Annotated in this window: 27 protein-coding genes and 1 tRNA gene; 13 read left to right on the top strand and 15 right to left on the bottom strand. The window is 59.2% G+C overall.

Annotated elements, in window-relative coordinates:
- Positions 1-59 precede the first annotated feature (59 nt).
- A complete protein-coding gene (locus tag FBZ99_RS06615; RefSeq protein WP_145632049.1) occupies positions 60-1,337 on the bottom strand; it encodes an L-fuconate dehydratase in 1,278 nt (425 codons plus the stop codon).
- A gap of 41 nt (positions 1,338-1,378) precedes the next feature.
- A complete protein-coding gene (locus tag FBZ99_RS06610) occupies positions 1,379-2,539 on the bottom strand; it encodes a CaiB/BaiF CoA transferase family protein (RefSeq protein ID WP_145632047.1) in 1,161 nt (386 codons plus the stop codon).
- A 236-nt stretch (positions 2,540-2,775) separates the two neighbouring features.
- Here FBZ99_RS06610 and FBZ99_RS06605 point away from each other — a divergent pair, with 236 nt between their 5' ends.
- Complete coding sequence (locus tag FBZ99_RS06605) at positions 2,776-3,189, top strand: carboxymuconolactone decarboxylase family protein (protein WP_113330323.1); 414 nt, start codon at positions 2,776-2,778, stop codon at positions 3,187-3,189.
- 56 nt (positions 3,190-3,245) lie between these two features.
- Here the strand turns inward: FBZ99_RS06605 and FBZ99_RS06600 are convergent, their stop codons facing one another.
- Entirely contained in the window at positions 3,246-3,635 is a 390-nt protein-coding gene (locus tag FBZ99_RS06600) for a hypothetical protein (protein ID WP_069611796.1), read from the bottom strand.
- Positions 3,636-3,967: 332 nt separating this feature from the next.
- Here FBZ99_RS06600 and FBZ99_RS06595 point away from each other — a divergent pair, with 332 nt between their 5' ends.
- From FBZ99_RS06595 to FBZ99_RS06580, 4 genes are all read left to right on the top strand, one after another.
- Positions 3,968-4,471: a cupin domain-containing protein gene (locus FBZ99_RS06595; RefSeq protein ID WP_113330436.1), complete on the top strand. Its 504-nt coding sequence runs from the start codon at positions 3,968-3,970 to the stop codon at positions 4,469-4,471.
- Positions 4,472-4,683: 212 nt separating this feature from the next.
- On the top strand, positions 4,684-5,532 hold the full coding sequence (locus FBZ99_RS06590; protein WP_113330324.1) for a MetQ/NlpA family lipoprotein: 849 nt from the start codon (positions 4,684-4,686) through the stop codon (positions 5,530-5,532).
- Positions 5,533-5,902: 370 nt separating this feature from the next.
- A complete protein-coding gene (locus tag FBZ99_RS06585; RefSeq protein ID WP_113395215.1) occupies positions 5,903-6,985 on the top strand; it encodes a methionine ABC transporter ATP-binding protein in 1,083 nt (360 codons plus the stop codon).
- Positions 6,975-7,631 (top strand): methionine ABC transporter permease, encoded by a 657-nt coding sequence (locus tag FBZ99_RS06580; protein ID WP_069611800.1) that lies wholly within the window; start codon positions 6,975-6,977, stop codon positions 7,629-7,631. Before FBZ99_RS06585 ends, FBZ99_RS06580 begins: the two co-directional genes overlap by 11 nt.
- A 63-nt stretch (positions 7,632-7,694) precedes the next feature.
- On the opposite strand, the gene FBZ99_RS06575 is transcribed toward FBZ99_RS06580, so the two are convergent.
- Both FBZ99_RS06575 and FBZ99_RS06570 read right to left on the bottom strand, forming a co-directional pair.
- Positions 7,695-8,726, bottom strand: a complete 1,032-nt coding sequence (locus FBZ99_RS06575) for a hydroxyacid dehydrogenase (protein ID WP_145632044.1) — start codon at positions 8,724-8,726, stop codon at positions 7,695-7,697.
- Between the two features lie 54 nt (positions 8,727-8,780).
- A complete protein-coding gene (locus FBZ99_RS06570; RefSeq protein WP_145632042.1) occupies positions 8,781-9,476 on the bottom strand; it encodes a DNA-3-methyladenine glycosylase I in 696 nt (231 codons plus the stop codon).
- A 259-nt stretch (positions 9,477-9,735) separates the two neighbouring features.
- Here FBZ99_RS06570 and FBZ99_RS06565 point away from each other — a divergent pair, with 259 nt between their 5' ends.
- From FBZ99_RS06565 to FBZ99_RS06535, 7 genes are all read left to right on the top strand, one after another.
- The gene (locus tag FBZ99_RS06565) at positions 9,736-9,996 is read left to right on the top strand and encodes a DUF982 domain-containing protein (protein WP_092712227.1); all 261 of its coding nucleotides are present in this window, start codon (positions 9,736-9,738) and stop codon (positions 9,994-9,996) included.
- Between the two features lie 190 nt (positions 9,997-10,186).
- The gene (locus FBZ99_RS06560; protein WP_145632040.1) at positions 10,187-10,444 is read left to right on the top strand and encodes a DUF982 domain-containing protein; all 258 of its coding nucleotides are present in this window, start codon (positions 10,187-10,189) and stop codon (positions 10,442-10,444) included.
- Positions 10,445-10,803: 359 nt separating this feature from the next.
- A complete protein-coding gene (locus tag FBZ99_RS06555) occupies positions 10,804-11,013 on the top strand; it encodes a DUF982 domain-containing protein (RefSeq protein WP_173002450.1) in 210 nt (69 codons plus the stop codon).
- A gap of 121 nt (positions 11,014-11,134) precedes the next feature.
- Positions 11,135-11,386 (top strand): DUF6074 family protein, encoded by a 252-nt coding sequence (locus FBZ99_RS06550; protein ID WP_069611806.1) that lies wholly within the window; start codon positions 11,135-11,137, stop codon positions 11,384-11,386.
- A gap of 100 nt (positions 11,387-11,486) precedes the next feature.
- Entirely contained in the window at positions 11,487-11,906 is a 420-nt protein-coding gene (locus FBZ99_RS33055) for a hypothetical protein (RefSeq protein ID WP_186450289.1), read from the top strand.
- A gap of 288 nt (positions 11,907-12,194) precedes the next feature.
- Entirely contained in the window at positions 12,195-12,449 is a 255-nt protein-coding gene (locus FBZ99_RS06540) for a PilZ domain-containing protein (RefSeq protein ID WP_113355115.1), read from the top strand.
- A 212-nt stretch (positions 12,450-12,661) separates the two neighbouring features.
- Positions 12,662-12,871: a hypothetical protein gene (locus FBZ99_RS06535; protein ID WP_145632037.1), complete on the top strand. Its 210-nt coding sequence runs from the start codon at positions 12,662-12,664 to the stop codon at positions 12,869-12,871.
- Positions 12,872-12,965: 94 nt separating this feature from the next.
- Here FBZ99_RS06535 and FBZ99_RS06530 read toward each other — a convergent pair.
- The 8 genes from FBZ99_RS06530 to FBZ99_RS06495 all read right to left on the bottom strand — a co-directional run bounded on the left by FBZ99_RS06530 (position 12,966) and on the right by FBZ99_RS06495 (position 20,457).
- Positions 12,966-13,042: transfer RNA gene (locus FBZ99_RS06530), tRNA-Met, on the bottom strand.
- A gap of 164 nt (positions 13,043-13,206) precedes the next feature.
- A complete protein-coding gene (gene mnmA / locus FBZ99_RS06525; RefSeq protein WP_145632785.1) occupies positions 13,207-14,406 on the bottom strand; it encodes a tRNA 2-thiouridine(34) synthase MnmA in 1,200 nt (399 codons plus the stop codon).
- 273 nt (positions 14,407-14,679) lie between these two features.
- A complete protein-coding gene (locus tag FBZ99_RS06520; RefSeq protein ID WP_145632034.1) occupies positions 14,680-15,333 on the bottom strand; it encodes a CDP-alcohol phosphatidyltransferase family protein in 654 nt (217 codons plus the stop codon).
- 13 nt (positions 15,334-15,346) lie between these two features.
- A complete protein-coding gene (locus FBZ99_RS06515) occupies positions 15,347-15,739 on the bottom strand; it encodes a hypothetical protein (RefSeq protein ID WP_145632032.1) in 393 nt (130 codons plus the stop codon).
- Positions 15,736-16,686 carry a phosphatidate cytidylyltransferase gene (locus FBZ99_RS06510; RefSeq protein WP_145632030.1) on the bottom strand — a complete coding sequence of 317 codons (951 nt, stop codon included), beginning with the start codon at positions 16,684-16,686 and terminating at the stop codon, positions 15,736-15,738. Before FBZ99_RS06510 ends, FBZ99_RS06515 begins: the two co-directional genes overlap by 4 nt.
- A 2-nt stretch (positions 16,687-16,688) precedes the next feature.
- Positions 16,689-17,336: a lysophospholipid acyltransferase family protein gene (locus tag FBZ99_RS06505; protein WP_145317519.1), complete on the bottom strand. Its 648-nt coding sequence runs from the start codon at positions 17,334-17,336 to the stop codon at positions 16,689-16,691.
- A gap of 207 nt (positions 17,337-17,543) precedes the next feature.
- The gene (serA, locus tag FBZ99_RS06500; RefSeq protein WP_145632028.1) at positions 17,544-19,139 is read right to left on the bottom strand and encodes a phosphoglycerate dehydrogenase; all 1,596 of its coding nucleotides are present in this window, start codon (positions 19,137-19,139) and stop codon (positions 17,544-17,546) included.
- A 139-nt stretch (positions 19,140-19,278) separates the two neighbouring features.
- The gene (locus tag FBZ99_RS06495) at positions 19,279-20,457 is read right to left on the bottom strand and encodes a phosphoserine transaminase (protein WP_145632026.1); all 1,179 of its coding nucleotides are present in this window, start codon (positions 20,455-20,457) and stop codon (positions 19,279-19,281) included.
- Between the two features lie 267 nt (positions 20,458-20,724).
- Here FBZ99_RS06495 and FBZ99_RS06485 point away from each other — a divergent pair, with 267 nt between their 5' ends.
- The gene (locus FBZ99_RS06485) at positions 20,725-21,510 is read left to right on the top strand and encodes a glycosyltransferase family 25 protein (protein ID WP_233788676.1); all 786 of its coding nucleotides are present in this window, start codon (positions 20,725-20,727) and stop codon (positions 21,508-21,510) included.
- 10 nt (positions 21,511-21,520) lie between these two features.
- Here FBZ99_RS06485 and FBZ99_RS06480 read toward each other — a convergent pair whose 3' ends face one another.
- Together FBZ99_RS06480 and FBZ99_RS06475 are read right to left on the bottom strand one after the other, a co-directional pair.
- Positions 21,521-22,336, bottom strand: a complete 816-nt coding sequence (locus FBZ99_RS06480) for an outer membrane protein (RefSeq protein ID WP_145632024.1) — start codon at positions 22,334-22,336, stop codon at positions 21,521-21,523.
- Positions 22,337-22,580: 244 nt separating this feature from the next.
- Positions 22,581-23,432 carry an outer membrane protein gene (locus FBZ99_RS06475; protein WP_069611818.1) on the bottom strand — a complete coding sequence of 284 codons (852 nt, stop codon included), beginning with the start codon at positions 23,430-23,432 and terminating at the stop codon, positions 22,581-22,583.
- Between the last annotated feature and the right edge of the window lie 373 nt (positions 23,433-23,805).

Genomic DNA, 23,805 nt, shown 5'->3' with positions numbered 1-23,805 from the left:
AATGTAAACGACAAAAGCCCGCCAGATGGCGGGCTTCTGCTTCGAGCAAGCCAGCAGTTTCAACCCTTGAACGTATATTCCGCGATCGATTCCGGCTTCATCTCGATCGAGAAGCCCGGCAGGCTCGGCGGCATATAGGCTGCGTCGCGGATGATGCAGGGGTCGATGAAATGCTCGTGCAGATGATCGACATACTCGATCACGCGGCCGTCCTTGGTGCCCGAGACGGCGATATAATCGATCATCGACAGGTGCTGCACATATTCACACAGGCCAACGCCGCCGGCATGCGGCCAGACCGGCAATCCATACTTGGCGGCGATCAGCAGCACCGCCAGCACTTCGTTGAGACCGCCCATGCGGCAGGAATCGATCTGCACGATATCGATCGCGCCCTCGGCGATGAACTGCTTGAACATGATGCGGTTCTGGCACATCTCGCCGGTCGCGACCTTCACCGGCCCGATGGCCTGGCGGATCTTGCGGTGTCCCGCAACATCATCCGGGCTTGTGGGTTCTTCGATGAAGAAGGGTTTGGCGAAGGCGAGCTTCTTCACCCAGTCGATCGCCTGATTGACTTCCCAGACCTGGTTGGCGTCAATCATGAGATAACGGTCGGGGCCGATCACTTCGCGGGCAATGGTCAGGCGGCGGATATCGTCTTCGAGATCGCGGCCGACCTTCATCTTCACATGGTTGAAACCGGCGTCGATCGCCTCCTGGCACAGGCGGCGCAGCTTGGCATCGTCATAGCCGAGCCAGCCGGCAGATGTCGTGTAGCAGGCATAGCCCTCGCGCTCGAGCGTGGCGATGCGGTCCGCCTTGCCGGCTTCCGCCTTCTTCAGGATAGCGACGGCCTCGTCGCGGGTCAGCACATCGGTCAGGTAATGATAATCGACGATATCGGCGATCTGCTCGGCATCCATCTCCGAAACTAGCCGCCAGACCGGCTTGCCGGCCTCCTTGGCAAGCAGATCCCAGACAGCATTGACGACCGCGCCCGTCGCCAGATGCATCGCGCCCTTCTCCGGGCCGATCCAGCGCAGCTGGCTGTCGCTGGTCAGATGCCGCCAGTATTTGCCGGGGTTTTCCAGAACCGTCGCAAGCTCCGTGCCGACGACAAGATGCCGCATCGCCTCGATCGCCATGCAGCAGATGTCGTTGCCACGGCCAATGGTGAAGGTCAGGCCGTGACCGGCAAGACCTGGTCTGTCGGTCTCGAGAATGACATAGGCTGCCGAATAATCCGGATCTGGATTCATCGCGTCCGAACCGTCGAGGCTCTGCGATGTCGGGAAGCGCAAATCGAAAACGCGAAGATTGGTGATGCGCGTCATTGGAAAACTCCTTCTAAATCCATCGCGGCCTCTCGACCCCTTTAGCCAAGGTCGAACTCCTCCCAGAGTGCCGCATTATGCTCGCCAACGTGCGGGGCCGCACGCTCGAATTTCGGTCGCTGCCCATCGATACGGATAGGCAAGCGGGTGGTACGCAGGCTGACGCCATCATCGCGCCCGACCGTCTGCAGCATGTCAAGAACGCGAAAACCTTCACTGCCCAGAAGCTCCGGCCAGTTCAGCACTTTTGCGCACCAGATGTCGGCAGGTTCGAGGATCGCTAGCCAGTCGTCAACGTTGCGGCTGGCGATGCGCGCAGCGATCAGCGCTTTGATTTCATCGCGCGCCGTGAACCAGCTTTTCTCATGATCGCGATAGGCCGCAAGCTCGTCTATCCCGAGCAGATCGGCAAGTTTGGAAATCGGCGTCATAGCGATGGCGAGATAGCCGTCGGCGGCGGGATAGACGCCATAGGGGGCGGAAAGATAGGCATGAGCGCTACGAACATGGGAGCGCTCGGGCAGCTTATAGCCATTATTCATGTGAACGCTCAGCACCTCAACCTGCAGATCGACCAGGGCTTCCAGCAGGCTGGTCTCCACCAGTCCACCCTCGCCCGTCACGCCGCGCCGCACCAGCGCCGCCAAAATACCCTGGGCGGCAGCCGCACCCGCCAGCATATCGCCGATCGCGAGACCAAAAGGCACGGGCCCCTGTCCCTCGTCGCCGTTCAGCCACATGACGCCGGAACGCGATTGCGCCAGAAGATCCTGCCCCGGCCGCCCGACCCATGGTCCCTCTTCGCCGTAGCCGCTGATCGAGCAATAGACGAGACGCGGATTGAGCTTGCTTGCGGCCTCGTAATCCAGCCCCAACCGCTCGATCACACCGGGGCGAAAGTTCTGAATAAGCACATCGGCCTTGGAGACCAGCTTGCGCAGCGCGCTCATATCGCGCTCGTTTTTCAGATCGACCGCGAGGCTTTCCTTGGAGCGGTTAATCGCGTGGAAGATCGTCGAATCACCGCTTTCATCGTCGCTGAGATAAAGCCTGCGCGAAAGATCGCCGCCACCGGGACGCTCGATCTTGATCACCCTGGCGCCGAGATCCATCAGCCGCAGCGAGCAATAGGGACCCGACAGAAACTGGCTCATGTCGACGACGACAAGTCCGGCCAGCGGCAAGTCCCTCTTCAGTGTCATTGATATTCCCGCTCCCCGACATCACCCCGGCCCAAAGCGCCTCTCCGCCTTGAGGATTATCCTCGTCACCGGTTCCTGCGTCAGCCTCAATCTTCTTATGTGAATAGTATTTTCACATATGGATGACTTTTGCAAACGAAAAGAGGAAGGATAATGGAAGCTCCCGCGCCCAGGTCGTCAGGAAATAGATTATGGTTCCACATAATGAGAGCTGATGAAATGAAGGGAGATAAGGAATGGCGACGGTCAAGTTACTCGATGATGCGGAAGCCGAGGCAATCCCGGCGGTCAAGGCTGTGTTCGACGACATTCGCGCGGTGAGAAAATCCGATTTCGTCAATAATTTCTGGCGCGGCCTCGCCAATGATCCTGCATTGCTTAAGCGCACCTGGGAGGGCCTGAAAGCGGTCATGGTGGCGGACGGCGCACTTGATCCGCTCGTGCGCGAGATGATCTACATAGCAGTCTCCACGGCCAACGGTTGCACCTATTGCGTCCATTCGCATACCGCAGCCGCCAGAGCAAAGGGCATGACTGACGCCCAGCATGGGGAACTGCTGGCGGTTATCGGACTTGCCGGACAGACCAATCATCTCGTGACGGCGATGCAGATCCCCGTCGATCCGGAATTCGATGTCGGCGGCCGATGACACGCAAAAGGCCCGCGGGCACATGCCGGCGGGCCTTCCATAAACAATCTTCGCTGTTAGCGATCCGACGTTTCCGCCGCCTGGGTATCTGCCGCAATGGCAGCGACGTTGACGCCGTTGTTCACGACCAGCAATCTTTTGCGAACCAGAACGCCCATCACGCGGGCGGCGGTCGAAAAGGTCATCGTGTCGAGCGGACCCTCGCCCTCCCAAGGCTTGGTCAGCCGCTCTGTCACGGCCGAGACGATATTGTTGGGCACGATATCAGTGCATTCGCGCATAGCTTCGAACACGACGCTAATGGGATGGATACGTCCCTCGAACGTCACGATCGGTTCGGTTACTTCGCTGTCCCATTCCTCGAAGGCATAGAGCGCTTCGCGGAAGAGCTGCTGCAGGGTAATGGGGGCATGACCCTCATGAAGGGGCGGCAAGGCATTCGACATGTCTGTCTCCTTTCAATTGGAAGTCCGGCGCATATATGAAAGTTGATGGTCTCTCCTCCGAGACCCAAGCGCTGCTTCTTCAGTTTGGCGCGCCTTAAATGGGGGGAGCGGCGCGGCAAACCATCTTGTGACCGGCGCAACGCGGGACGCACACGAAATGTTCCCACCGGTCATGTAACTTGATCAAGTCTATAGATTAATCTCGACTTGAAAAGCCTCAATGATAACTTTCTGCAATTCTCTTTATTTTTGAATGGCTTCACGTAGAGTGAAATGACAGCGCATCTGTGGAAGGCATGCGAATCTCCATTCAGGGCCGAAAGGACGCGACCATGTGCGGCGATCATGAACACGAGCATCAACACGGGCACGATCATAGCCACCAACAGGTCGATTGGCGTGAATATGGCGTCAAGATCATTCCGGGCAATGCCCTCGACCCGAATACGGCGCAGACGCCGGGCATGAACCGCGCAACAGCAATCAATCATGCCCGCGCAGGCGCTGAAAAGATCTGGGCGGGAACCGTGACGATCCACGCCAACGCCAAGACCGGCGCCCATCATCACGGCGATCTCGAAAGCATCATTTATGTGGTCAAAGGCCGGGCGCGGATGCGCTGGGGCGAGAACCTGGAATTCGTCGCCGAAGCCGGGCCTGGCGATTTCATCTTCGTGCCGCCTTATGTGCCGCACCAGGAGATCAATGCAAGCCGCGACGAAACGCTGGAATGCGTGCTTGTCCGCTCCGGGCAGGAGCCGGTCGTCGTCAATCTGGATATCGAACCGGTCGAAAAGCCGGAAGAGGTCCTCTGGAAGGACCCAATCCATCGCTGAGGCGATCAATTTTTGAGCAAATGCCTATTTTGCCGCATAAGTAATCTATAGTAATTATAGAAAATAAGTTTGCTCTTTTGCGTTGCACTGAAAAGAGTTTTTCAGAACCGCAGTGCACAACGCATGATCCTGCTTCGCGGATTGAGCACGCGTCTGAAATGATCCTGCTGTCAACGAGAGAACGATCTCGATCATCTGGAACAGGATTTCCCATGACTGAAAAGCTTTCTAGAGGTTTCGCTGCGCTGCGCCTTTCCCGCCGCGCCGGCCTTGCCGCCATCCTCGCTTCCGCTGTCGCCGTCTTCGGCCTGACAGCAACCGCCATGCCGTCTTTCGCTGCAGACAAGACGATCAAGGTCGGCATCATGAGCGGCGAGGACGAGGATGTCTGGCGCGTCGTGGTCGCCGAGGCCGCCAAGAAGGGCCTGAAGGTCGAGCCGGTCGTCTTCAACGATTATACCCAGCCCAACGAAGCACTCGAGCGCGGCGAAATCGACGCCAACGCCTTCCAGCACAAGCCCTACCTCGACAACCAGATCAAGCAGCACGGCTATCACATCGCGATTGCCGGCTACACGGGCATCTGGCCGATCGGCCTCTACACGAAGAAGTACAAGACGGTAGCCGACCTTCCGAAGGGTGCTGCCATCGGGGTGCCAAACGATCCGTCCAACGAAGGCCGCGCATTGCTCGTTCTGCAGCATGAGGGCATCATCAAGCTCAAGGAAGGCACCGGCATCCTCGCCACGGTTGCCGATATCGCTGAAAACCCGAAGAACGTCGACATCAAGGAACTGGATGCCGGCATCGTCGGCCGTTCGATCGATGATCTCGATGCAGCCGTCGTCAACACCGACTGGGCACTGAAAGCAGGGCTCTCGGCGAAAGACCGCATCGCGCAGGAGCAGACCGAAAACAATCCGTACCGCAACTTCATCGCCGTCAAGCAGGGCAGCGAGAATGAAGCTTGGGTCAAAACGCTGGTCGCCTCCTATCAGAACGACACCGTCAAGGCCGAGTTCGACAAGGTCTACAAGGGCACCGGTCAGAGCGCCTATTGATCTCAGAACGGCGCGGGGGACAGCGCTGAACGGCGGGCGGCCAGGGCATCTTGCCCGGGCCGCCTTTGATGTTTTCCCCGGCAGGATGCGATGAAGTGTAACTGAAATTGGCCGAGAAATTCGTGGAGAGTGTGCACCCCCTCTGTCCCTTTCGGGACATCTCCCCCACAAGGGGGGAGATTGGTAATATTTGGCAAGCCATTGCCAGAAACACGCATCGCATCTGCTGACACATTGCGGATTGTTCTGCTAAGCGCGCAACAAACTCCCAACGATCTCCCCCCTTGTGGGGGAGATGTCACGAAGTGACAGAGGGGGGTACAATGGCCTCAACGAACTCGGAGGCCGCTTTTATACAAAGAGAAGCACTATGAATTCTTTCACCCCAGCCACATCGATCGACGGACAGGCACCGCCTGAAGCGACAGGCGACGAGATCGTCCGCCTGGTCGATGTCCGCCGCCGGTTCGGCGCGACGCCGGCGCTGGATGGCATATCGCTGACCGCACGCCGCGGCGAAATCGTCGGCATCATCGGCCGCAGCGGCGCCGGCAAATCGACGCTAATCCGCTGCCTGAACGGGCTGGAGCGTGTCGATAGCGGCGAGATCCACATCGAGGGCCGCGATATCGCCCGCCTTTCGGAGAAGGAGCTGCAACCGCTGCGGCGCCGCATCGGCATGGTCTTCCAGCACTTCAATCTGCTGTCCTCCAGGACGGTCGAGGAAAACATCGCACTGCCGCTGAAAATCGAGGGCGTCGCCAAGGCGGAACGATTACAGCGCGCCCGCGAACTGCTCGAACTCGTCGGCCTTGCCGACAAGGCCAAGGCCTACCCGTCCGCCCTGTCCGGCGGCCAGAAGCAGCGCGTCGGCATTGCCCGCGCCCTTGCCGCCCGGCCCGCAATTCTCCTGTCGGACGAAGCCACATCGGCGCTCGACCCGGAAACAACCCGATCCATTCTGGCATTGTTGAAGGACATCAACCGCAAGCTCGGCCTGACGATCCTGCTCATCACCCACGAGATGGAAGTGATCCGCTCGATCGCCGATCGCGTCGCGGTCATCGATGCCGGCCGGATCGTCGAGGAGGGCTCGGTATGGACGGTTTTCGCCAATCCCCAGCAGGACATCACCGCGAGCCTGCTCAGCGGCGCGCGCCCGCAGCTTCCAGACCATATTGCCGCCCGCCTTTCCCCGACATCGGGTGCCGAAGCCATCCTCAGCATCGATCTTGCCGGCCCTGCCGCGCAGGGTGCGCTCTTTGCCGAACTCTCGGCCGCTCTTCCCCGCTCCTTCCGGCTGGTCCATGGCGGCATCGACCATATCCAGAACCAGCCCGTTGCCCGCTTCTTCGTCGCGGTGCCGACGCGCGACGCGACCTTGCCGACCCAAGTCGGTGACTTCTTGAAAGCCCGCTCCGCACGGGTGGAGGTTCTAGGCTATGACAACTGATGTAATCCTCGGCCTGCTTTGGCGCTCCTTCTGGCAAACCGTTTGGATGACGGGCGCCTCCGGCTTTCTTTCCCTCATCATCGGCCTGCCGCTCGGCCTTGCTCTTGTCGCTACCAGCCGCGGCGGCATCGCCGAACAGGGTGCGATCAACCGCGTCCTGGGCATCCTGGTCGACGGCTTCCGCGCCGTGCCCTTCATCATCCTGCTCATCGCCTTAATTCCGCTGACGCGCCTGATCGTCGGAACCGCGCTCGGCACGACAGCCGCGATCGTGCCGCTGACCATCGCCGCGATCCCCTATTACGCGCGCGTCGCAGAGGTCTCGCTCCGCGACGTCGATCGCGGCCTGATCGACGCCGTGCGCGCCATGGGCGGCAATCGCTGGACGATCGTCCGCGAAGTGCTGATACCGGAAGCGATGCCCGGCATCGTCGCCGGCTTCACCGTGACTATGGTCACACTGATCGGCGCTTCGGCCATGGCCGGCACGATCGGCGGCGGCGGCCTCGGTGACCTTGCCATCCGCTATGGCTATCAACGCTACGAGACGAGCGTCATGATCGCCGTTGTCATCATCCTGATCATTCTGGTCTGGGGCATGCAATGGCTGGGCGATCGCCTCGCCAATAGGCTTGATCGCCGCTAGCTTCGTCGATACGAATCCACTCCCGGTACAGAAAGACATTGCTCCGGGAGTGAAGACGAAAGATCAGTTGCGCGTCACTGGCCTCGAGCGCATGCGCGATACCGTTTCCCGCTCGGCGCGCTTGCAGCGCATCGGCGGCAGGCCGCGATCCATCCGATCCATATCCTCCAGCACCATGTCGCCCATCTTCTTGAAGGCGCTGTCGAGCGCACCGGCACGATGGGCGGAGCGGAGGAAGCCCTTGAGCTTGCGTACCGGGTGATCGGAGCCGAGCGGCTCCTCGGGGTAGACATCGCTTGCCGCCACGATATGGCCCGAGGCGACAGCCGCCATCAGTGCATCGAAATCGACGACATCGGCCCGGCTGAGCAGAATGAAGGCCGCGCCCTTGCGCATCCTGGCAAAAGCCTCGGCACCCAGAAATCCCTTGTTCTCGCTGGTGACTGCGGCAACAACGAAGACGAAATCGCTGTTGGACAACACCTCATCGAGCCCAGCGGGCTGCACGCCATGCTCCTTGAGGATCGACGGCGGCATCCAGGGATCGAACACCCTGATATTGGCGCGGAAGCCGGAAAGCACGCGGTTCAGCGCCTTGCCGAGATCACCGAAGCCGACAATACCGACATCGCTGCCGGCAACGAGCCGCGCCTTCGCATTGCCATCGCTACCCCAGAGTTCCCTGCCCTCGCGGAAATCGACATCGGCATCGACGATCCCGCGCGCCAGGCTCAGAGCAAACCCCAGGCCGATCTCGGCGACCGGCTCGGCAAAAACGAGGCCAGTGGTCACGACGTGGATGCCGCGCTCGAAAAGCACTTCATAGGGCATGTTGTTGATGAGATTGCTCTCGACATTCAGGATACAGCGCAGTTGCGGCATGCGGTCCAGCGTTTCCCTCAATAGTGGCGGCTGGCCGATGATGTAGCGCGCCTCAGCGAGCACCTCGTCGCCCAGTCCGGCGATATTGTCCGGATCCGCCTCGACGATGCGATATTTCGAATGAAGGAGCGACAATGCATCCTTGGTGAAGATAAGCTCGAGCGAGCGCGGCTCCGGCGCGCTGATGGCCAAGGGTCTGCTATCATTCGTCATTCTGCTCCTCCAATCTCGCGGCGCGATCCAACATCATTCGATGGATGAGATCAATCAGGCCTCGTCCTCTTCTCCCGGCATTCCGACGGAGAAGGCGCAGATGCGCGAGAGATAAGTCATCGGTAGGCCCGTCTCGACGTGCCAGGCGCTGAACTGATCCTGGATCAGTCGAAGATCCTTCTTGGTGGGCTTATTCTCCGAGATAGGAAGGCCGGAAAGCCGCAGGCAGACGAGAACGTCATGGCTCATGACGAAGCTGTCGCGGCCGATTGCCCGCAGGAGATACTGCCCGGTCATGCCGCCGAGCCGGTTCGCCTGCTTGTCCAGGAGAGCAAGCAGGCCGATCTGATCCTCCAGCGGCCAATCGGCGAAGAAACGGCCGACGCTGCCGTGCTCATCTGCAATCGCGCGGATGAACTGTGCATTGGCCCGCACCGACATGATCTTGGCGCCGTTGCGGATGACCCGTGCGTCCGAGGTCAGATCATGCCAGTAATCATCCGGCGCCAGATTGAGAAAAGCGGGGTCGAAGCCGGAGAATGCCGTTTCGAAACCAGCCCATTTCGAATCGATGACGTTGCGCACAAAACCCGCATAGAAGATGTAGCGCGTCATCTCCGACAAGATCCGATCATCGGGCAGAGCACGCAGCACTTCATGGTTCGGCGCCTTGGGCATCAGCGCCTTTAACGCGTCGGCGCCTCCCTTGCGCTTCTCGGCCCGCTCCCTGATCTCGGCAAAGCTTCCCATCACCCTCTCCTGTCGGCCACGCTGTGGGCCAAGTCTTTTATGATCTCATCGCCCAGTGCAAGTAATCTCCGCGCAATGATTTCCTGTGAAAAACACGACGTCGAAAGTTATGACTCGAAAGTTGATCACACCGGCATTCGAATTGATTTCCCGACGATTGAAACAGTTCCGGAGTGCTCCAGATATCGTCTTGAAATTAACTTGAGATTCCGCACACCGTAGCGTTAATTTCGGCGGCGTCGGATCGGAGCCTCCTGCCATGAACAATAAAGACTGGAATTATCCCATCATGGTCATCTGCAAGCGCACCGGAAAAGTCTATACGGTCGCGAACACCAAGGAAGCGCTGGACATGCTGCTGAACGCATGGCCTGTCGCAGAGGGCAAGGCTTTCATGATGGCTCTGCAGGTCTGTGCCGACGTCGAAAGAGGCCAGGGACAACCGCTGGAAGCCCGCAATAGCTTTGTCGCTGCAGCATCGGAGGCTGGCGTCCCCCTTGAGATGCCGGTGATTCAGTAGGAATTGCTGCCCTGTTTCGAGACCTGCTGCGCACCGTTTTCACAAGGCTTGATTGGGGTATGTCCGGTAGGCTGCCACACTGTTGAGCGCCGCACCGCTCCTACAGAAATGGTGCGGACCGATTTTCCGGAAATTGCGAAACTTTTTGCCGTGGCGGGAGTTTCACTCGCAATGTCGGAGCATCATCGAAATGAAAATGACCTTTAGGGCCGGCGCAAGCCGCTGGCCAGAGCCCGTATATCTGCGTATCGGCCACGGCATGCCGGAAGCAATTCGAAGCCCGAAGGAAGCCCACAATCACCGCCTTTTCCGCTGGCCGACCGTCAGAGGCGAAAAATACGATTCGGCCAGAAGCCTCTGCCTTGAAGCTGTGACCGACCCCTTTCTTTGCGAGTACGCCAGGAAGGTGTTCATCGAGGCCTGCATCGAAGCCGGCGTGCTCGACTAGATAGCGATACTGAACCTGTTGCCGATCCGTGTTTGAGTACGCAAGCTTCCGTGCTCTGCATGCGGTATCTCGGCATAGGGCCGTCGGCCACCGCGCGTGCGTGACCACAAGCTCTCCCAAGATCTATCCAATTCTGCGGGAGAGATACGATAATTCGCCGCACTTCTACAATCATTGCGAGAATTTACGAGGTGAATTTGCTCGCCACGTACCAAGGAGCGGAACCTGTTTCACTGACCTCGGCCGGAAAGCGTCCGAATCGGAACGCTTCTTGCTGTGTTACCGAAGCATGAACGTTTCGGAGGTAATGCGTTTTGAAACGAAACACTTTACGACCATTTCCAGCTGTCACGCTTGTCATGGGTGAGAATGGCGGAACCCGCCGCGTCAATTCGGTGCATCAGGTCGCAGAGCTGCTGCTGGAACATTGGCCGGTGGCAAATGGCGAAGACTATGTCGCAGCGGTACGGGTCTGCCTCGAAGCTATGCTTGGCGCCGTCCCTGCCGAAGCCGTAAGAGAGGCCTTGATCAAGGCTGCTCGGGAAGCAGGCATATCCGTAATGCAGTGAATCACCCATCCTTCCCGCGCCACGCGGGATCTCTCTGACATTATTCACTTTTTGTGAACGAGTGCCGGCGATCTTTGCCAACAGAGGCAGGCGATTCGCCCCTGCCGATGACGGAGAGAATATGTCGCTTCTACCATTCCCGGCCGACAGGCGTACCAGTGATGTCAGGCGGTGTGCCACAGCCCTTCAGCAGCTACATGGTGAGGCGGCAAACCGCTTCTGGCGCTCGGAAATGGCACTCTTTGCCAACGCCTTGCGCGAACAGGGAGTGGAAGACGGCGAAATCTCGCGGCAAGCCGGCCTCTTCATGCATGCGGTCCAGATGGAACTGCAGCTTGCCTATGCCGAAGAGGAACTGAACGCCTCGGCCTGACGGCGTTAGAGCTTCTCCGCTTCCTTGAATTGCGAGAACGCTCTATCTCTTTGTTTTTTCGCAGTTCCGGACGGAAAACCGCTACGCAGTTTTCCTGGAGTTGCTCTATTTCGGCAATCTGCAAAATGCGATGGATTTGTCGCCGCTGGTCGGTGACTTGATCTGCACGGTCCATTCTCCCCCGGGAAAATGGAGCCCCTTTGACGAAACCACGCCGGTGATCTGCGCGCAGGCCTTCCTGGCATCGGCGTTCGGCAGATCTATGGTCGCCATGACGGCGTACCTCCGGCTGGAAACCTGGCAAGGTGCTGTAAACAAGCCGGTATTGTCGATCATCTTGCAGACCCGGAACGCATTGCTCACGGCATCGTCTGCAGCCATCGCGGAATTTGCGATCACCAGCATGGTGGCCGCTGCCAAAAACAATCTCATTGAAAATCCCGATCCCCTATGGCGGCACGGTGCCAGAGCATGTTTCGTCTTGCAAGAGATGTTGCATGGATTTCCATTGGCCGTTTGAAAATACAACGCAATTGACGGCAACTTGTTCGCCGGTGGCTGCCTTCATCCGACATCGCTGAGATATTCCGCTTGCGATCAAACCGGAGAGACAGGCTCTCGAAGATATGGCGGTGCCGATGCGCCACAGGCTGGGCCCGCCCCCGTCCTGCCGGCATCTTGCCAATGCCCGCCACTCCCCTTCGCTACATCTGACTGCGGGAAGCGCTCAATTTGCGACTTCCCGTTAATATCTTCGATATTAGAACATGCCATATTAGTGAAAAACAGGACTGAAGGAGCCAGCGCGATGACGGCATTCTCACCCGAAGGCCGGGTAGCCACCCGAAAGCGAACGCTTCTCGGCGCGAAAATCATATTTAACGACGGCCACTCGGTCTTCGATTGCCTCGTCCGAAATCTGTCCGATACCGGCGCCATGATCCAAATCGAAAACCCACTCGCCGCACCCAACGCCTTCAAACTGCAACTTTCGGACGAGAGATTATTGGCCTGCGCAGTGCGCTGGCGAAAAATCAACAGCATGGGCGTCGAATTTGTATGAGGCCGTCCCTCGGCGGCTAATGCCTCTGGCCGCCTTGCAAAACATAGATACCGGAAGAGCTATCAGCCAAATCTGATCGATATGGAGTTGCCGGCGATATCCCAAATCGCAGTTGCCGCCCTGCCGATCAGGTTCGCCCGGAACAAATAAGCCGCAGCCTGCATTCCCAAACATATGGCGCTCTGCCGAATTGGTTTGTGAAGGAGACGGCTATGAACCAAGACACTATCGATCGGCTCGATACCATCAGCCAGCAGCTTCATGATCGAGCTCTTGCTCTGTCCCAATCGCAATCCCAGGAAGGCCAAGACCACGCCCTCATGATGTCGGCACTAGCAACCTTGGCAGTAGCGGTGCGAACTTTGGATGACGACGTCGCTCGTCTCGACGGCCCCAAGGGGATTGGCGCGGCCGGTTCTTGAATTCAGCCCTTTCAAATGTCGAAAGGGTTTAGCTTTCGCGCCCATAACAAACGAGCGCTTTCTTAGGTAGCCGTGCAGAGTTGTTGGGGACGTATGGTAGCGGAGGAGGGATTTGAACCCCCGACACAAGGATTATGATTCCTCTGCTCTGACCTACTGAGCTACTCCGCCACGCTGCGCTTGATGTCGAACACCAAACACAAAGGTCAAACGAACCGCCCGCTCGAAAAGCGCTGGCTCGTCGGTTGAGCGGCTTATAAGGTGCGGTTCGGCTCGGTGTCAAGCGGATGATTTGGAAAAATCAGTGGTTTCTCCAAACCGATCTTGTCTATCGTTTAAGCTGCGACCGGGCTTGCCAGCAGCGCCTTCAAGGAAGCTTCCGCCATCGGCTCGCGTTCCGAGCGTTCGATGAAGCCGCCGCCATAGACGCGGGCGTCGTCGCCGGGTGCCGAATAGAGCGCGCAGGCCTGGCCAGGAGCGACGCCGGCCTCGCCAACCGTAAGATCGACATAGACGCCGCTGGCATCGGCGTGCAGCACGGCCGGCGACGGTGCACGGGTGGAGCGGACCTTGGCGAAGCAGGCAAAGCCTTCGCCGGAAGCGGCCTCGATCAGCGGCTTGTCGCCCAGCCAGTTCACATCTCGCAGGTAGACGCGATGCGTTTCCAGCGCTTCCTTCGGGCCGACGATGACGCGGCGCGAGCGGGCGTCGAGATAGACGACGTAGAGCGGCTCGCCTGTAGCCACACCGATGCCGCGGCGCTGGCCGATCGTATAATGCAGGATGCCCTCGTGCTGGCCGAGCACGCGGCCGTCGAGATGGACGATCTCGCCGGCAAGCGCCGCATTCGGCTTCAGCTTGGCGATGACATCGGAATATTTGCCCTGCGGCACGAAACAGATATCCTGGCTGTCAGCCTTCTTGGCAACGACCAGACCCATCTCCTCGGCAAGCGCGCGGGTCTCGGCCTTTGGCATGCCGCCGAGTGGAAAGCGCAGATAATCGATCTGCTCCTGCGTTGTCGCAAAGAGGAAATAGCTCTGATCGCGATCGGCATCGGCCGGGCGATAAAGCGCGCGGCGATGCGGATGTTCAGCGGAGGGATTCGGGCGCGAGCGGATATAATGCCCTGTTGCCAGCGCATCGGCGCCGAGTTCCTTGGCGGTCGCCAGTAGATCGGCGAACTTGACGGTCTGGTTGCAGGCAACGCAAGGGATCGGCGTTTCGCCGGCCACATAGCTCTCGGCAAAGGGATTGATCACCGTCTCGCGGAAGCGCTTTTCATAGTCGAGTACGTAATGCGGGATGCCGAGCGTTTCGCAGACGCGGCGCGCATCGTCGATATCCTGGCCGGCGCAACAGGAGCCGGCGCGATGCACGGCGGCGCCATGGTCATAGAGCTGCAGCGTGATGCCGAGCACGTCATAGCCCTGCCGCTTCAAAATACCGGCAACGACGGAGCTGTCGACACCGCCCGACATGGCGACGACGACGCGGGTATCTTCCGGCCTCTTGTCAAAATCCAGTGTATTCACGGTCGTTGCCGCCAGTCTTGAACGATCTTCGATGCTGCCGAGCGGGATGACCTTTCTTCGAAACGTCGTCACGCTCTCACGATTTCATTTCGCACGATCTGATCCAAAAACCGCTGCACACTTTTCGGGATCATGCTTCTTGCCGCCGGATGCCATGCAAAAGCGGCGAATTTTCATCACAAGGGCCTTTAGCCGCTCTTTGCAGCCTGCCTCAATTGTGGACGGATATAGAAAGGATTGCCAACCCATGCAAGGGGTGAGCGAAATCGCGGATCATCCCTTTGCCTTCAAATGCCGGATCAGATTGCGGCTGCGCCTCAACACCGTGACCGCCGAGCCGATGGCGACGATCCAGAGCGCAACGGTCAAAACCCAGCTGCCGCCGCTCAATAGCGCTTCGACGAGCGAGAGCAAAGCCGCCGTCGTCGCAACCGCCATGCGGTGCTGCTTGGCCATCGGGCCGACGAAATCGCTGGGATTGCCGGTGGCGCGGCCAAGCTCGCGCACATAGGCCGTCAGCACAGCAAAGGCAGCCGCCGCCCAGCCGAGGCCTGGCATTGTGATGCCATAGCCAATACCGGCAAAGATGAGGATATCGGCGATCCGATCCGGAAATTCGTTCCAGAACGGCCCATCGGCTTCAGCCTTTCCGCCTTCGACTGCCACCATGCCATCGAGCAGATTGCAGAGCAGACGCAGCTGGCAGAACAAGGCGGCAAGGATCAGCAGGACCACCCGCATCCCGACGCTTTCCGCGACGCCAGAGAGCCAGAACGAAGCCCCTGCCAGCGCTGCCATGAGCATGCTCGCTTGTGAGATCTGGTTCGGCGTTACCGAAAGCGCGGTCATGCGCCGCGCCAGCGTCTGAGCCCATCGCGTGTTGCGGCTCGCCAGCGGTCGTCTGTCGCCCATCCCCTCGCCTGTCATCGCCCCTCACCTTTCATGACTTCGCGGCATTGCCTGAAATTGAATAATTATAGATCGCCGCATAGCTGGAGGAGACCAGCAGTGGCACGGCGATGGTCTTCAGGATCTCCGGCGTGCCGCTCAGCGCGTGGATGACAACCAAGATGGTCGCCGAGCCCAGGCAGGCGATCAGTGGCGGCGCCCAAAGGCGCACAAGGCCGCTGAATCGCCGCGACAAAGCCTCGACCACGGATTTCAGGAACAGCGTCAGGCAGCCAGAAAGCACGCCCTGCACGAGGCCTGATACCAGCGGCCGCGGCATCGGATGCATACGATTGGCGAAGACGGCCCAGCCGCCCATGGCAAGGAAGGCGAAAAGCACGTGCACGATGCTGCTGCCGGCAAGCGCTTTCACCTTTCCGCTCATGACAATGACCACCAGAAGCGCACGAGATGGAAGAAGATCGGCGCGGAAAAGACGACCGAGTCCAGCCGGTCGATCAGCCCACCATGCCCTTCGATGAGATGGCCCCAATCCTTGACGCCGCGATCCCGTTTAATCGCCGACATAACAAGCCCGCCGAAGAAGCCCATGATGGTGATGATGAAGGCGAGAAGCCCGGCCTGCAGCGGCGTGAACGGCGTCACCCACCAGAGCGTCGCCCCGATCAACGAGGAGCTGATGACGCCGCCGACAAAACCCTCGACCGTCTTCGATGGCGACAGACGCGGCGCGATCTTCGTCTTCCCGAAGAGCTTGCCCCAGACATATTGCAGGACGTCGCTGAGCTGCACGACGATCACCAGGAAGGCGATCAGCAGCACGTTGCGGCCTTCATATCCCGGAATATGCAGCGTCAGCAGCGCTGGCACATGCGAAGCGCAGAAGACGCAGATCATCAGCGCCCATTGCACTTCGGCGATGCGCACGAGAAACCGCTCGGTATCTCCGCGCAGCACCGCGATAATCGGCATGAAGAGAAAGGCGTAGACGGGAATGAAGATCGAATAGATACCGTATTGCTCGGCCCAGAGCAGGTAATATTGCACCGGCAGGGCGACGAAGAAGGCGGCGGCAAGCGCCCAATGATCCGCCCGTTTCGTGTTGATCAGCGTCACGAATTCGCGCAGTGCCGCAAAGGAGCAGAAGGCAAACAGCAGGATGACGCCGGCACGCCCGGCAATGAAGGCGATGCCGATCAGCACCACCATCACCCACCAGGCCTTGATGCGCGCGTTCAGGTTTTCGATTGCAGCATTCGATCCGTCGGGCGACAGGCGCTGTTCCAGCACATAGCCGATGATCGAGGCGACGATCAGAACGCCGAAAATGCCGAGAACGAGATGGATCAGATCGGCGCTTGCCGCACTCATGCTCAGTCTCCTGCCCGCTTGGGCGCCAGCGCCAATAAGGCCGCTTCGGCTCTTGCCAGGAACTCCGCCTTTTCCTCGGTCTCGCCGATATGCAGCGCCTCTCCGAAGGTGACGGTGCAGATCAGCGGAATAGGCACGAACTCGCCCTTAGGCATGACGCGATTAAGATTGTCGATCCAGACGGGCACGAGATCGATATCGGGGCGAGCCTGGGCAAGATGGAAAAGCCCGCTCTTGAAAGGCTGCAGCGGCTGATCGGTCAGATTGCGGGTGCCTTCCGGAAACAGGATCAGCGAGGAACCGGCGTCGAGCGCCTGCGTCATCTGCGTGACCGGATCCTCCTTGCGCGCTTCGCGATCGCGCTCGATCAGCACGGCGTTGAAAACGTCGCGGCCGATGAAGCTGTTCAGCGGGGATTTCAGCCAATAATCCGCGCCAGCTACCGGGCGAACGCGTCGGCGCAATCGTGGCGGCAGGACAGTCCAGATCAGAATGAAATCGCCATGGCTGGAATGATTGGCGAAATAGATGCAGCGGCGGGTTTGCATGCCGCTCTCGGGCCAGATCGCCCGAACGGCGGTGATGGCGCGCGCAAACAGCACGATCGCCACCGAGACCGGCTTTGCCAGCCATTCGATCGGCGTGCCCATTCCTTCCCCGAGGATGTTCTTCCGCAAAGCCTCCATAATATAGAGATAGGCGCGTTTCCTTGCCCCCGATAGTCTGCGCACCGGGCTTATCCACAACCCTCACAACAATAAAGAAAGCCCGGCGCAACTCGCGTCGCACCGGGCTTTCAGACTGGCTCTTGGGAGGAGCGAACTCTGTAGCTGCACCCTTCTTCAGGGCGGGCAGGCTCAGTCGACGTTGAAGACCAGCGGCTTTGCCTGGCGGATCGCCTGATGCGCCGTCAGCTTACCGAGCACCTCATCGCTGATCGGGCCGTCGACATAGAGAAGCGCGATGGCATCGCCACCCTGCTTGTCGCGGCCGAGCTGGAAGTTGGCGATGTTGACGCCCGCGGAGCCGAGCGTCGTGCCGATGAAGCCGATCATGCCGGGAACGTCGGTATTGGCGATATAGACCATGTGATTGCCGACATCGGCATCGAGGTTGATACCCTTGATCTGGATGAAGCGCGGCTTGCCGTCCGAGAAGACGGTACCGGCGACGGAACGCGTCATGCTGTCGGTGGTCACCGTGAGCTTGATATAGCCGTCATAGACACCGGTCTTGTCACGCTTGACTTCGGCAAGCACGATTCCCTTTTCCTTGATCATGATCGGCGCCGAAACCATGTTCACATCGGCAACCTGATTGCGGATCAGGCCGGCGAGCAGCGCGCTCGTCAGAGCCTTGGTGTTCATGTTGGCGGTGACGCCGTCGTAGAGGATCTCGATTTCCTTGATCGGATCGTCCGTGACCTGGCCGACGAAAGCGCCGAGAACATCGGCAAGCTTGATAAACGGCTTCAGGATCGGTGCTTCTTCCGCCGTGATCGAGGGCATGTTGATGGCATTGGAGACGGCACCCTTCATCAGGTAGTCCGACATCTGCTCGGCGACCTGAAGCGCGACGTTTTCCTGGGCTTCGGTCGTGGAAGCACCGAGATGCGGCGTGCAGACGACATTCGGAAGGCCGAAGAGCGGGCTTTCCTTGGCCGGCTCGACTTCGAAGACGTCGAAAGCGGCACCGGCGACGTGGCCGGACTTGATGGCGGCAGCAAGGGCTGCCTCATCGACGAGACCGCCGCGGGCGCAGTTGATGATGCGCACGCCCTGCTTCATCTTGGCGATGGCCGAGGCGTCGATAATGTTGCGGGTCTTGTCGGTCAGCGGCACATGCAGCGTGATGAAGTCGGCGCCGGCGAAGAGCTCATCGAGCTCGACCTTGGTAACGCCCATTTCCTCGGCGCGTTCCTTCGACAGGAAGGGGTCGTAGGCCAGGACATGCATCTTCAGGCCGAGGGCGCGGGCAATCACGATGGAGCCAATATTGCCGGCGCCGATGATGCCGAGGGTCTTGCCGGTGATTTCGACACCCATGAACTTCGACTTTTCCCACTTGCCGGCCTGTGTCGAGGCATCGGCAGCCGGAAGCTGGCGGGCAACGGCAAACATCAGTGCGATGGCGTGTTCGGCGGTCGTGATCGAATTGCCGAACGGCGTGTTCATGACGATGATACCGCGGCGCGAGGCAGCAGGAATATCGACATTGTCGACGCCGATACCGGCGCGGCCGACGACCTTCAGGTTCTTGGCCGCTTCGATGATCTTCTCCGTCACCTTGGTGGCGGAACGGATGGCAAGACCATCGTAATTGCCGATGATTTCGAACAGCTTGTCCTTGTCCTTGCCAAGCTGCGGCTGGAAATCGACTTCGACGCCGCGATCGCGGAAGATCTGGACGGCGGTTTCCGACAGTTCGTCGGATACGAGAACGCGAGGTGCCATGGAGGCCTCCTGAAAAGTCAGCTAAGACGAGCAATCCCACAAAATGCGAAACGGCTTTCCGGTCGGAATTGCATGAAAATAATGAGAATTCGGAATGCTGGGCTCCGCCTCACCGGCGGAGCCATAAACGCGTCAAACCTCAGGCAGCAGCCTGGGAGAGCGTCGCCTTCTGCGTTTCGAAAGCCCAGGCGAGCCAGGGCATCAGCTTCTGCATGTCGGAAGCTTCGATCGTGGCACCCGCCCAGATGCGCAGGCCTGACGGCGCGTCGCGGTAATGGCCGACGTCATAGGCGACGCCTTCCTTTTCGAGAAGCGCAACCAGGCCCTTGGCGAAATTCGCCTGGCCATCGGCATCGAGAGCGACGACATCCTTGTCGACGATCTTCAGGCAGACGGAGGTGTTGGATTCCGTCTCGGCCTTGACGGCGAGATTGGCGATCCAGTCGTTGGCGGCAACGAAATCGTGGATGACCTTGGCGTTGGCATCGGCGCGGGCGATCAGCGCCTTGAGGCCGCCGAGATCCTTCGCCCAGAGGAGAGCGTCGATATAATCTTCGACGCAGAGCATCGAGGGCGTGTTGATCGTCTCACCGGTGAAGATGCCTTCGATCAGCTTGCCGCCGCTGGTCATGCGGAAGATCTTCGGCAGCGGCCAGGCCGGCTGATAGGTCGTCAGGCGCTCGACAGCGCGCGGCGACAGGATGATGACGCCATGAGCGCCCTCGCCGCCAAGTACCTTCTGCCAGGAGAAGGTGACGACATCGAGCTTGGCAAAATCGAGGTTCTGAGCGAAGGCTGCCGAGGTGGCGTCGCAGATCGTCAGGCCCTTGCGATCGGCGGGGATGAAATCGCCATTCGGAACACGAACACCCGAGGTGGTGCCGTTCCAGGTGAAGACCACGTCGCGGTCGAAATCGACAGCGGAAAGATCGGGCAGCTCGCCATAGCCGGCTTCGAGCTTGCGGACGTCCTTGAGCTTCAGCTGCTTGACGACGTCGGTAACCCAGCCGGCACCGAAGCTTTCCCAGGCGAGCATGTCGACGCCGCGTTCGCCGAGCAGCGACCAGAGCGCCATCTCGACGGCACCGGTGTCGGACGCCGGAACGATGCCGATGCGGTAATCCGCAGGCACTTCCAGAATTTCGCGAGTGAGATCAATGGCCTGCTTCAGCTTTGCCTTGCCGACTTTCGCGCGGTGCGAACGGCCAAGAGCCGCGTCGGAAAGAGCGTTAAGCGTCCAACCGGGGCGCTTCGAGCATGGACCAGAAGAGAAATGGGTATTATTCGGACGGATGTCCGGCTTGGCGAGCTTAGTCATGATGCTATCCTCTCAGATAGAAAGCCCTTCGTTGGGGAAGGGTGTCCCGCCGCCGGATATATTGGAAGCCGCCCGCAAGCGCAATAGTAAAAATTACGGATGGCACTCCCTCACGAAGTCGTGCAGAAAGTGTGATGACATGCAAGTTACGCGCAATGGAAATAAGCCAAATTTGGCTCCATAAAAGCTGGATTCCGTGCAGACGCGCAATCATATAAGACGGTGAGCGCGCCAATTTTGCGCCGATAGAAATAACAAGTGTGCCCGATGTCCCTAACTGCACTCGCCGAAAACCCTTTGATGCCCGTACAGGCCATGCCGGTCTATTTGATCAATATCGATCGCGCGGCAGAGCGGCTGGCCGAGATCCAGCGGCAAAGCGATGAATTCGGCTTCCGATTCGAACGCATCGATGGCATCGATGGCGCGCTCGTCCCGCGCGACCAATGGATCGATGTCGACCATGTCCGTTTCCAGCGCCGACATGGCCGGACCATTCTGCCCGGCGAATACGGCTGCTACCGCAGTCACTTGACGGCTCTGCGCCAGTTTCTGGCAAATGGCGGCGAAATAGCCATCATCATCGAAGACGATGTCGCCTTGGATGCCGAGTTTCTGGCACGTGCCGCGGCAGCCAGGGAAGCCGCGCCAGCCGCCGATCTCATCAAGCTTGTCAATCACCGTTGGAACGGCTTTCGCGCCATGGCGCGCAGCCTCAAGGGAGATATCGTCGGGCGTTGCCTGTTCGGTCCACAGGGTTCCACCGCCTGCTATCTCGTCACGCGCCACGGCGCCGAGAAGATCGTGAAATCGCTCTCCGTGATGTCGCTGCCCTGGGATGTGGCCGTCGAGCGCGGCTGGGACATGCATATATCCATCGTCAGCACGCGCGCGAATATTGCCGGTTTCAGCCGGCTGCAGAGAACGACCATGATCGGCTGGCGCCGCGATTATCGAGCAGCCAAATCTTCTGCCCTGCGGCGTTTTCCGGCGCACATTTTTCGAACTTTGGATTTCTTTCGCCGCATCGCCTATGTGCTGACGACGCCATAGGCGATGAGCCTTACCAGGTGGTGATCCGCAGGCCGACACGAATTTCGTGACGCGACAATGCCCCGTCGCGGCCTGTGGTGGCGCTGGCCGCAGAATCGCCAAACATGTCGCCGCCGGCGATATGGGAGAAGCGATAGCCGAGATCGACCTTGACGTTCGGCGCGACTTCATAGGCGACACCCGCCATCAAGGCATAGGTCATGCGCCAGTCACTTTCGCCAGGATATCGAGCACTGACCGACGCAGCACCGCCACAACCCGATGCGCCATCAAGACAGGAGCCGGTGACATTGACGCTGTTCCAGGAAACCCGCGTGGCACCAAGACCGGCGCCGACATAGGGCGTGAAACCCGCAAGCGTCCCGAGATCGACATAGCCGTTGACCATGAGGCTGCCGGCCCTGAAGGAGGAACGGGCCTTCGTAGAGCATCCCGTGCCGCTGGCCCCGCCGGAACAAGGCGAATCGCTCGAAATGCGGCCATTGAAATCGCCGCTGAAGAAATCGCCTGACACGTCGGCGCGAAACAGATCGTTGAATTGATAGCCGATACCGAGGCCGCCGGAGAAATCACTGCCGAACCGGGTGGAATCAAAGCTGCTCGAACTGTAATCGCCACCCGCAGGATCATAGGCACGAAGTCTCGTATCCGTGCGGCTGGCGTTGACCGAATAGCCCACATCGCCGCGCACATACCATCCCCTGGCATCCTTGACGCTGACCTCCGGCATCTTGATTTCCGGTGGTGCTGCATCGGCCGCAAAGGCAATACCCGCCGATGCGCCTGCCATCGCTGCGGCCAGCGCCAAAGCGTCAAAACGGATCATTACCCCTCGCCTTCCATCCTCGGGCCGACGCCCGCGCGTCGAATCGGCTGGCCTGTGCTTCCTCGCAATATCCTCAAAAAGAGGATCCGATGCAGGAAGGCGGCCATTCTCATTTCATTAACCATAGGGAATTCATGGTTAATGAAGCTTTAAAACAGCGCGGAATTACTTAACGGAATGGGAAAAAGAAAAAGCCGCCCGGAAGAAACCGGACGGCTTTTTAATAACGTGGATTGGATATTGCTTACTTGTAGACCGACGGCTGAACCGGGATATCGGCCGGCGGCATGTAGCTTGCGGTCTGGCAGCCGCCGAAGGTGTAGCGGGCACCGATGCGGGCTTCGTGCAGGTTCAGACCCTTGTCGTAGCCAGGACCGCCATTCTCGTTATAGCCGAACATGTCGCCGCCTTGAACGTGACGGTAGCGATAGCCAACATCGGCCTTGAGATTGCAGCTCAGGTCGATGGATGTACCGGCCATCAGCGCATAGGTGAAGCGCCAGCTGCCGCGGCCATTATGCGTGACCGAGCCGTCGCAGGAATCCGGGTTGGCGTCCGAGCACGACGTGTTCTTCAGATTGCTCCACTTGACATAGGTGCCGCCGAGACCGCCACCGACATAGGGGGTGAAGATGCCGTAAGTGCCGAGATCGACATAAGCGTTGGCAAGCAAGCTATAGGCCGTCAGCGAAGCGAGATCGCGAGAGGTCGCCGCGGTCGGAGTAAAGCCCGGGCCGCAGGCGCCGCAATCGCCCTTCGTGGAGCCCTTGAAGTCGGACTTGAAGAGATAATCGAGCGTCAAGTCCGTGCGCAGGTAGTTGTTGATCTGGTAACCGACACCGCCGCCGAGCGTGACATTGCCGTCCAGCTTCGCACGATCGAAATCGACCAGGCTGGAATTGGAGCCCTGGAAGTAGTTGGCACCGCGCAGGTTCGTGAAGGCATAGCCGACATCGCCGCGCAGATACCAGCCGCTGGATTGGGCGACGGTCACTTCCGGCGCCGGCTGAACCGGTTCCGGTGTATAGAGATCAGCAGAAAAGGCCGACGTGCCAACAAGCAAAGTGGCAAGTGCCCCTATCAGGGTTTTCATCATGGCTTTGGCTCCAAATTTCTTGCCCTTGGCACAGCAAATGCTTGCCAATTGAAAAGACATGACAGGGATAATGATGAAAAGGAGTTAAAACCTGATTAACTACGAATATTTACCCTGTTTATTCAGAAATTATACTTTATTTTATATATTAGAGAACATTGATTTTTAAATAAAGAGAATGGGATACGATTACCCGCTTCCTCTATTTCCTCACAGGAACACAGCGTCCGGGCACAAAGCCAGGCCCGACCCTCTAAACCAATTGGCAAGAAACAAACCATTACAGTGCTTCGGCCGGGAGATAATTCAGGAGGAAGTCGCTGACTTACCGTCGAACAATATGGGCCGGCCTGGGCCTTGCTCTTATCTTCTT

Origin of the sequence: Rhizobium sp. ERR 1071 (genome assembly GCF_007828675.1) — a bacterium.
Taxonomy (GTDB): Bacteria; Pseudomonadota; Alphaproteobacteria; order Rhizobiales; family Rhizobiaceae; genus Rhizobium; species Rhizobium dioscoreae.
Note: the sequence above shows the minus strand (reverse complement) of the source record. Positions and strands in the feature narration are given on the sequence as shown.

Excerpts from the sequence above, each read along its gene's own strand:
- FBZ99_RS06605 (WP_113330323.1), top strand. The coding sequence starts at position 2,776 with ATGGCGACGGTCAAGTTACTCGATGATGCGGAAGCCGAGGCAATCCCG.
- FBZ99_RS06475 (WP_069611818.1), bottom strand. The coding sequence starts at position 23,432 with ATGATGAAAACCCTGATAGGGGCACTTGCCACTTTGCTTGTTGGCACG.
- FBZ99_RS06520 (WP_145632034.1), bottom strand. The coding sequence starts at position 15,333 with ATGACAGGCGAGGGGATGGGCGACAGACGACCGCTGGCGAGCCGCAAC.
- FBZ99_RS06540 (WP_113355115.1), top strand. The coding sequence starts at position 12,195 with ATGACGGCATTCTCACCCGAAGGCCGGGTAGCCACCCGAAAGCGAACG.
- FBZ99_RS06510 (WP_145632030.1), bottom strand. The coding sequence starts at position 16,686 with ATGAGTGCGGCAAGCGCCGATCTGATCCATCTCGTTCTCGGCATTTTC.
- FBZ99_RS06515 (WP_145632032.1), bottom strand. The coding sequence starts at position 15,739 with ATGAGCGGAAAGGTGAAAGCGCTTGCCGGCAGCAGCATCGTGCACGTG.
- FBZ99_RS06565 (WP_092712227.1), top strand. The coding sequence starts at position 9,736 with ATGAACAATAAAGACTGGAATTATCCCATCATGGTCATCTGCAAGCGC.
- FBZ99_RS06575 (WP_145632044.1), bottom strand. The coding sequence starts at position 8,726 with ATGACGAATGATAGCAGACCCTTGGCCATCAGCGCGCCGGAGCCGCGC.
- FBZ99_RS06505 (WP_145317519.1), bottom strand. The coding sequence starts at position 17,336 with ATGGGCACGCCGATCGAATGGCTGGCAAAGCCGGTCTCGGTGGCGATC.
- FBZ99_RS06585 (WP_113395215.1), top strand. The coding sequence starts at position 5,903 with ATGAATTCTTTCACCCCAGCCACATCGATCGACGGACAGGCACCGCCT.
- FBZ99_RS06480 (WP_145632024.1), bottom strand. The coding sequence starts at position 22,336 with ATGATCCGTTTTGACGCTTTGGCGCTGGCCGCAGCGATGGCAGGCGCA.
- FBZ99_RS06615 (WP_145632049.1), bottom strand. The coding sequence starts at position 1,337 with ATGACGCGCATCACCAATCTTCGCGTTTTCGATTTGCGCTTCCCGACA.
- FBZ99_RS06600 (WP_069611796.1), bottom strand. The coding sequence starts at position 3,635 with ATGTCGAATGCCTTGCCGCCCCTTCATGAGGGTCATGCCCCCATTACC.
- FBZ99_RS06560 (WP_145632040.1), top strand. The coding sequence starts at position 10,187 with ATGAAAATGACCTTTAGGGCCGGCGCAAGCCGCTGGCCAGAGCCCGTA.
- FBZ99_RS06570 (WP_145632042.1), bottom strand. The coding sequence starts at position 9,476 with ATGGGAAGCTTTGCCGAGATCAGGGAGCGGGCCGAGAAGCGCAAGGGA.
- FBZ99_RS06485 (WP_233788676.1), top strand. The coding sequence starts at position 20,725 with ATGTCCCTAACTGCACTCGCCGAAAACCCTTTGATGCCCGTACAGGCC.
- FBZ99_RS06535 (WP_145632037.1), top strand. The coding sequence starts at position 12,662 with ATGAACCAAGACACTATCGATCGGCTCGATACCATCAGCCAGCAGCTT.
- FBZ99_RS06610 (WP_145632047.1), bottom strand. The coding sequence starts at position 2,539 with ATGACACTGAAGAGGGACTTGCCGCTGGCCGGACTTGTCGTCGTCGAC.
- serA (WP_145632028.1), bottom strand. The coding sequence starts at position 19,139 with ATGGCACCTCGCGTTCTCGTATCCGACGAACTGTCGGAAACCGCCGTC.
- FBZ99_RS06550 (WP_069611806.1), top strand. The coding sequence starts at position 11,135 with ATGTCGCTTCTACCATTCCCGGCCGACAGGCGTACCAGTGATGTCAGG.
- FBZ99_RS06595 (WP_113330436.1), top strand. The coding sequence starts at position 3,968 with ATGTGCGGCGATCATGAACACGAGCATCAACACGGGCACGATCATAGC.
- FBZ99_RS06555 (WP_173002450.1), top strand. The coding sequence starts at position 10,804 with ATGGGTGAGAATGGCGGAACCCGCCGCGTCAATTCGGTGCATCAGGTC.
- FBZ99_RS06580 (WP_069611800.1), top strand. The coding sequence starts at position 6,975 with ATGACAACTGATGTAATCCTCGGCCTGCTTTGGCGCTCCTTCTGGCAA.
- FBZ99_RS06495 (WP_145632026.1), bottom strand. The coding sequence starts at position 20,457 with ATGACTAAGCTCGCCAAGCCGGACATCCGTCCGAATAATACCCATTTC.
- FBZ99_RS06590 (WP_113330324.1), top strand. The coding sequence starts at position 4,684 with ATGACTGAAAAGCTTTCTAGAGGTTTCGCTGCGCTGCGCCTTTCCCGC.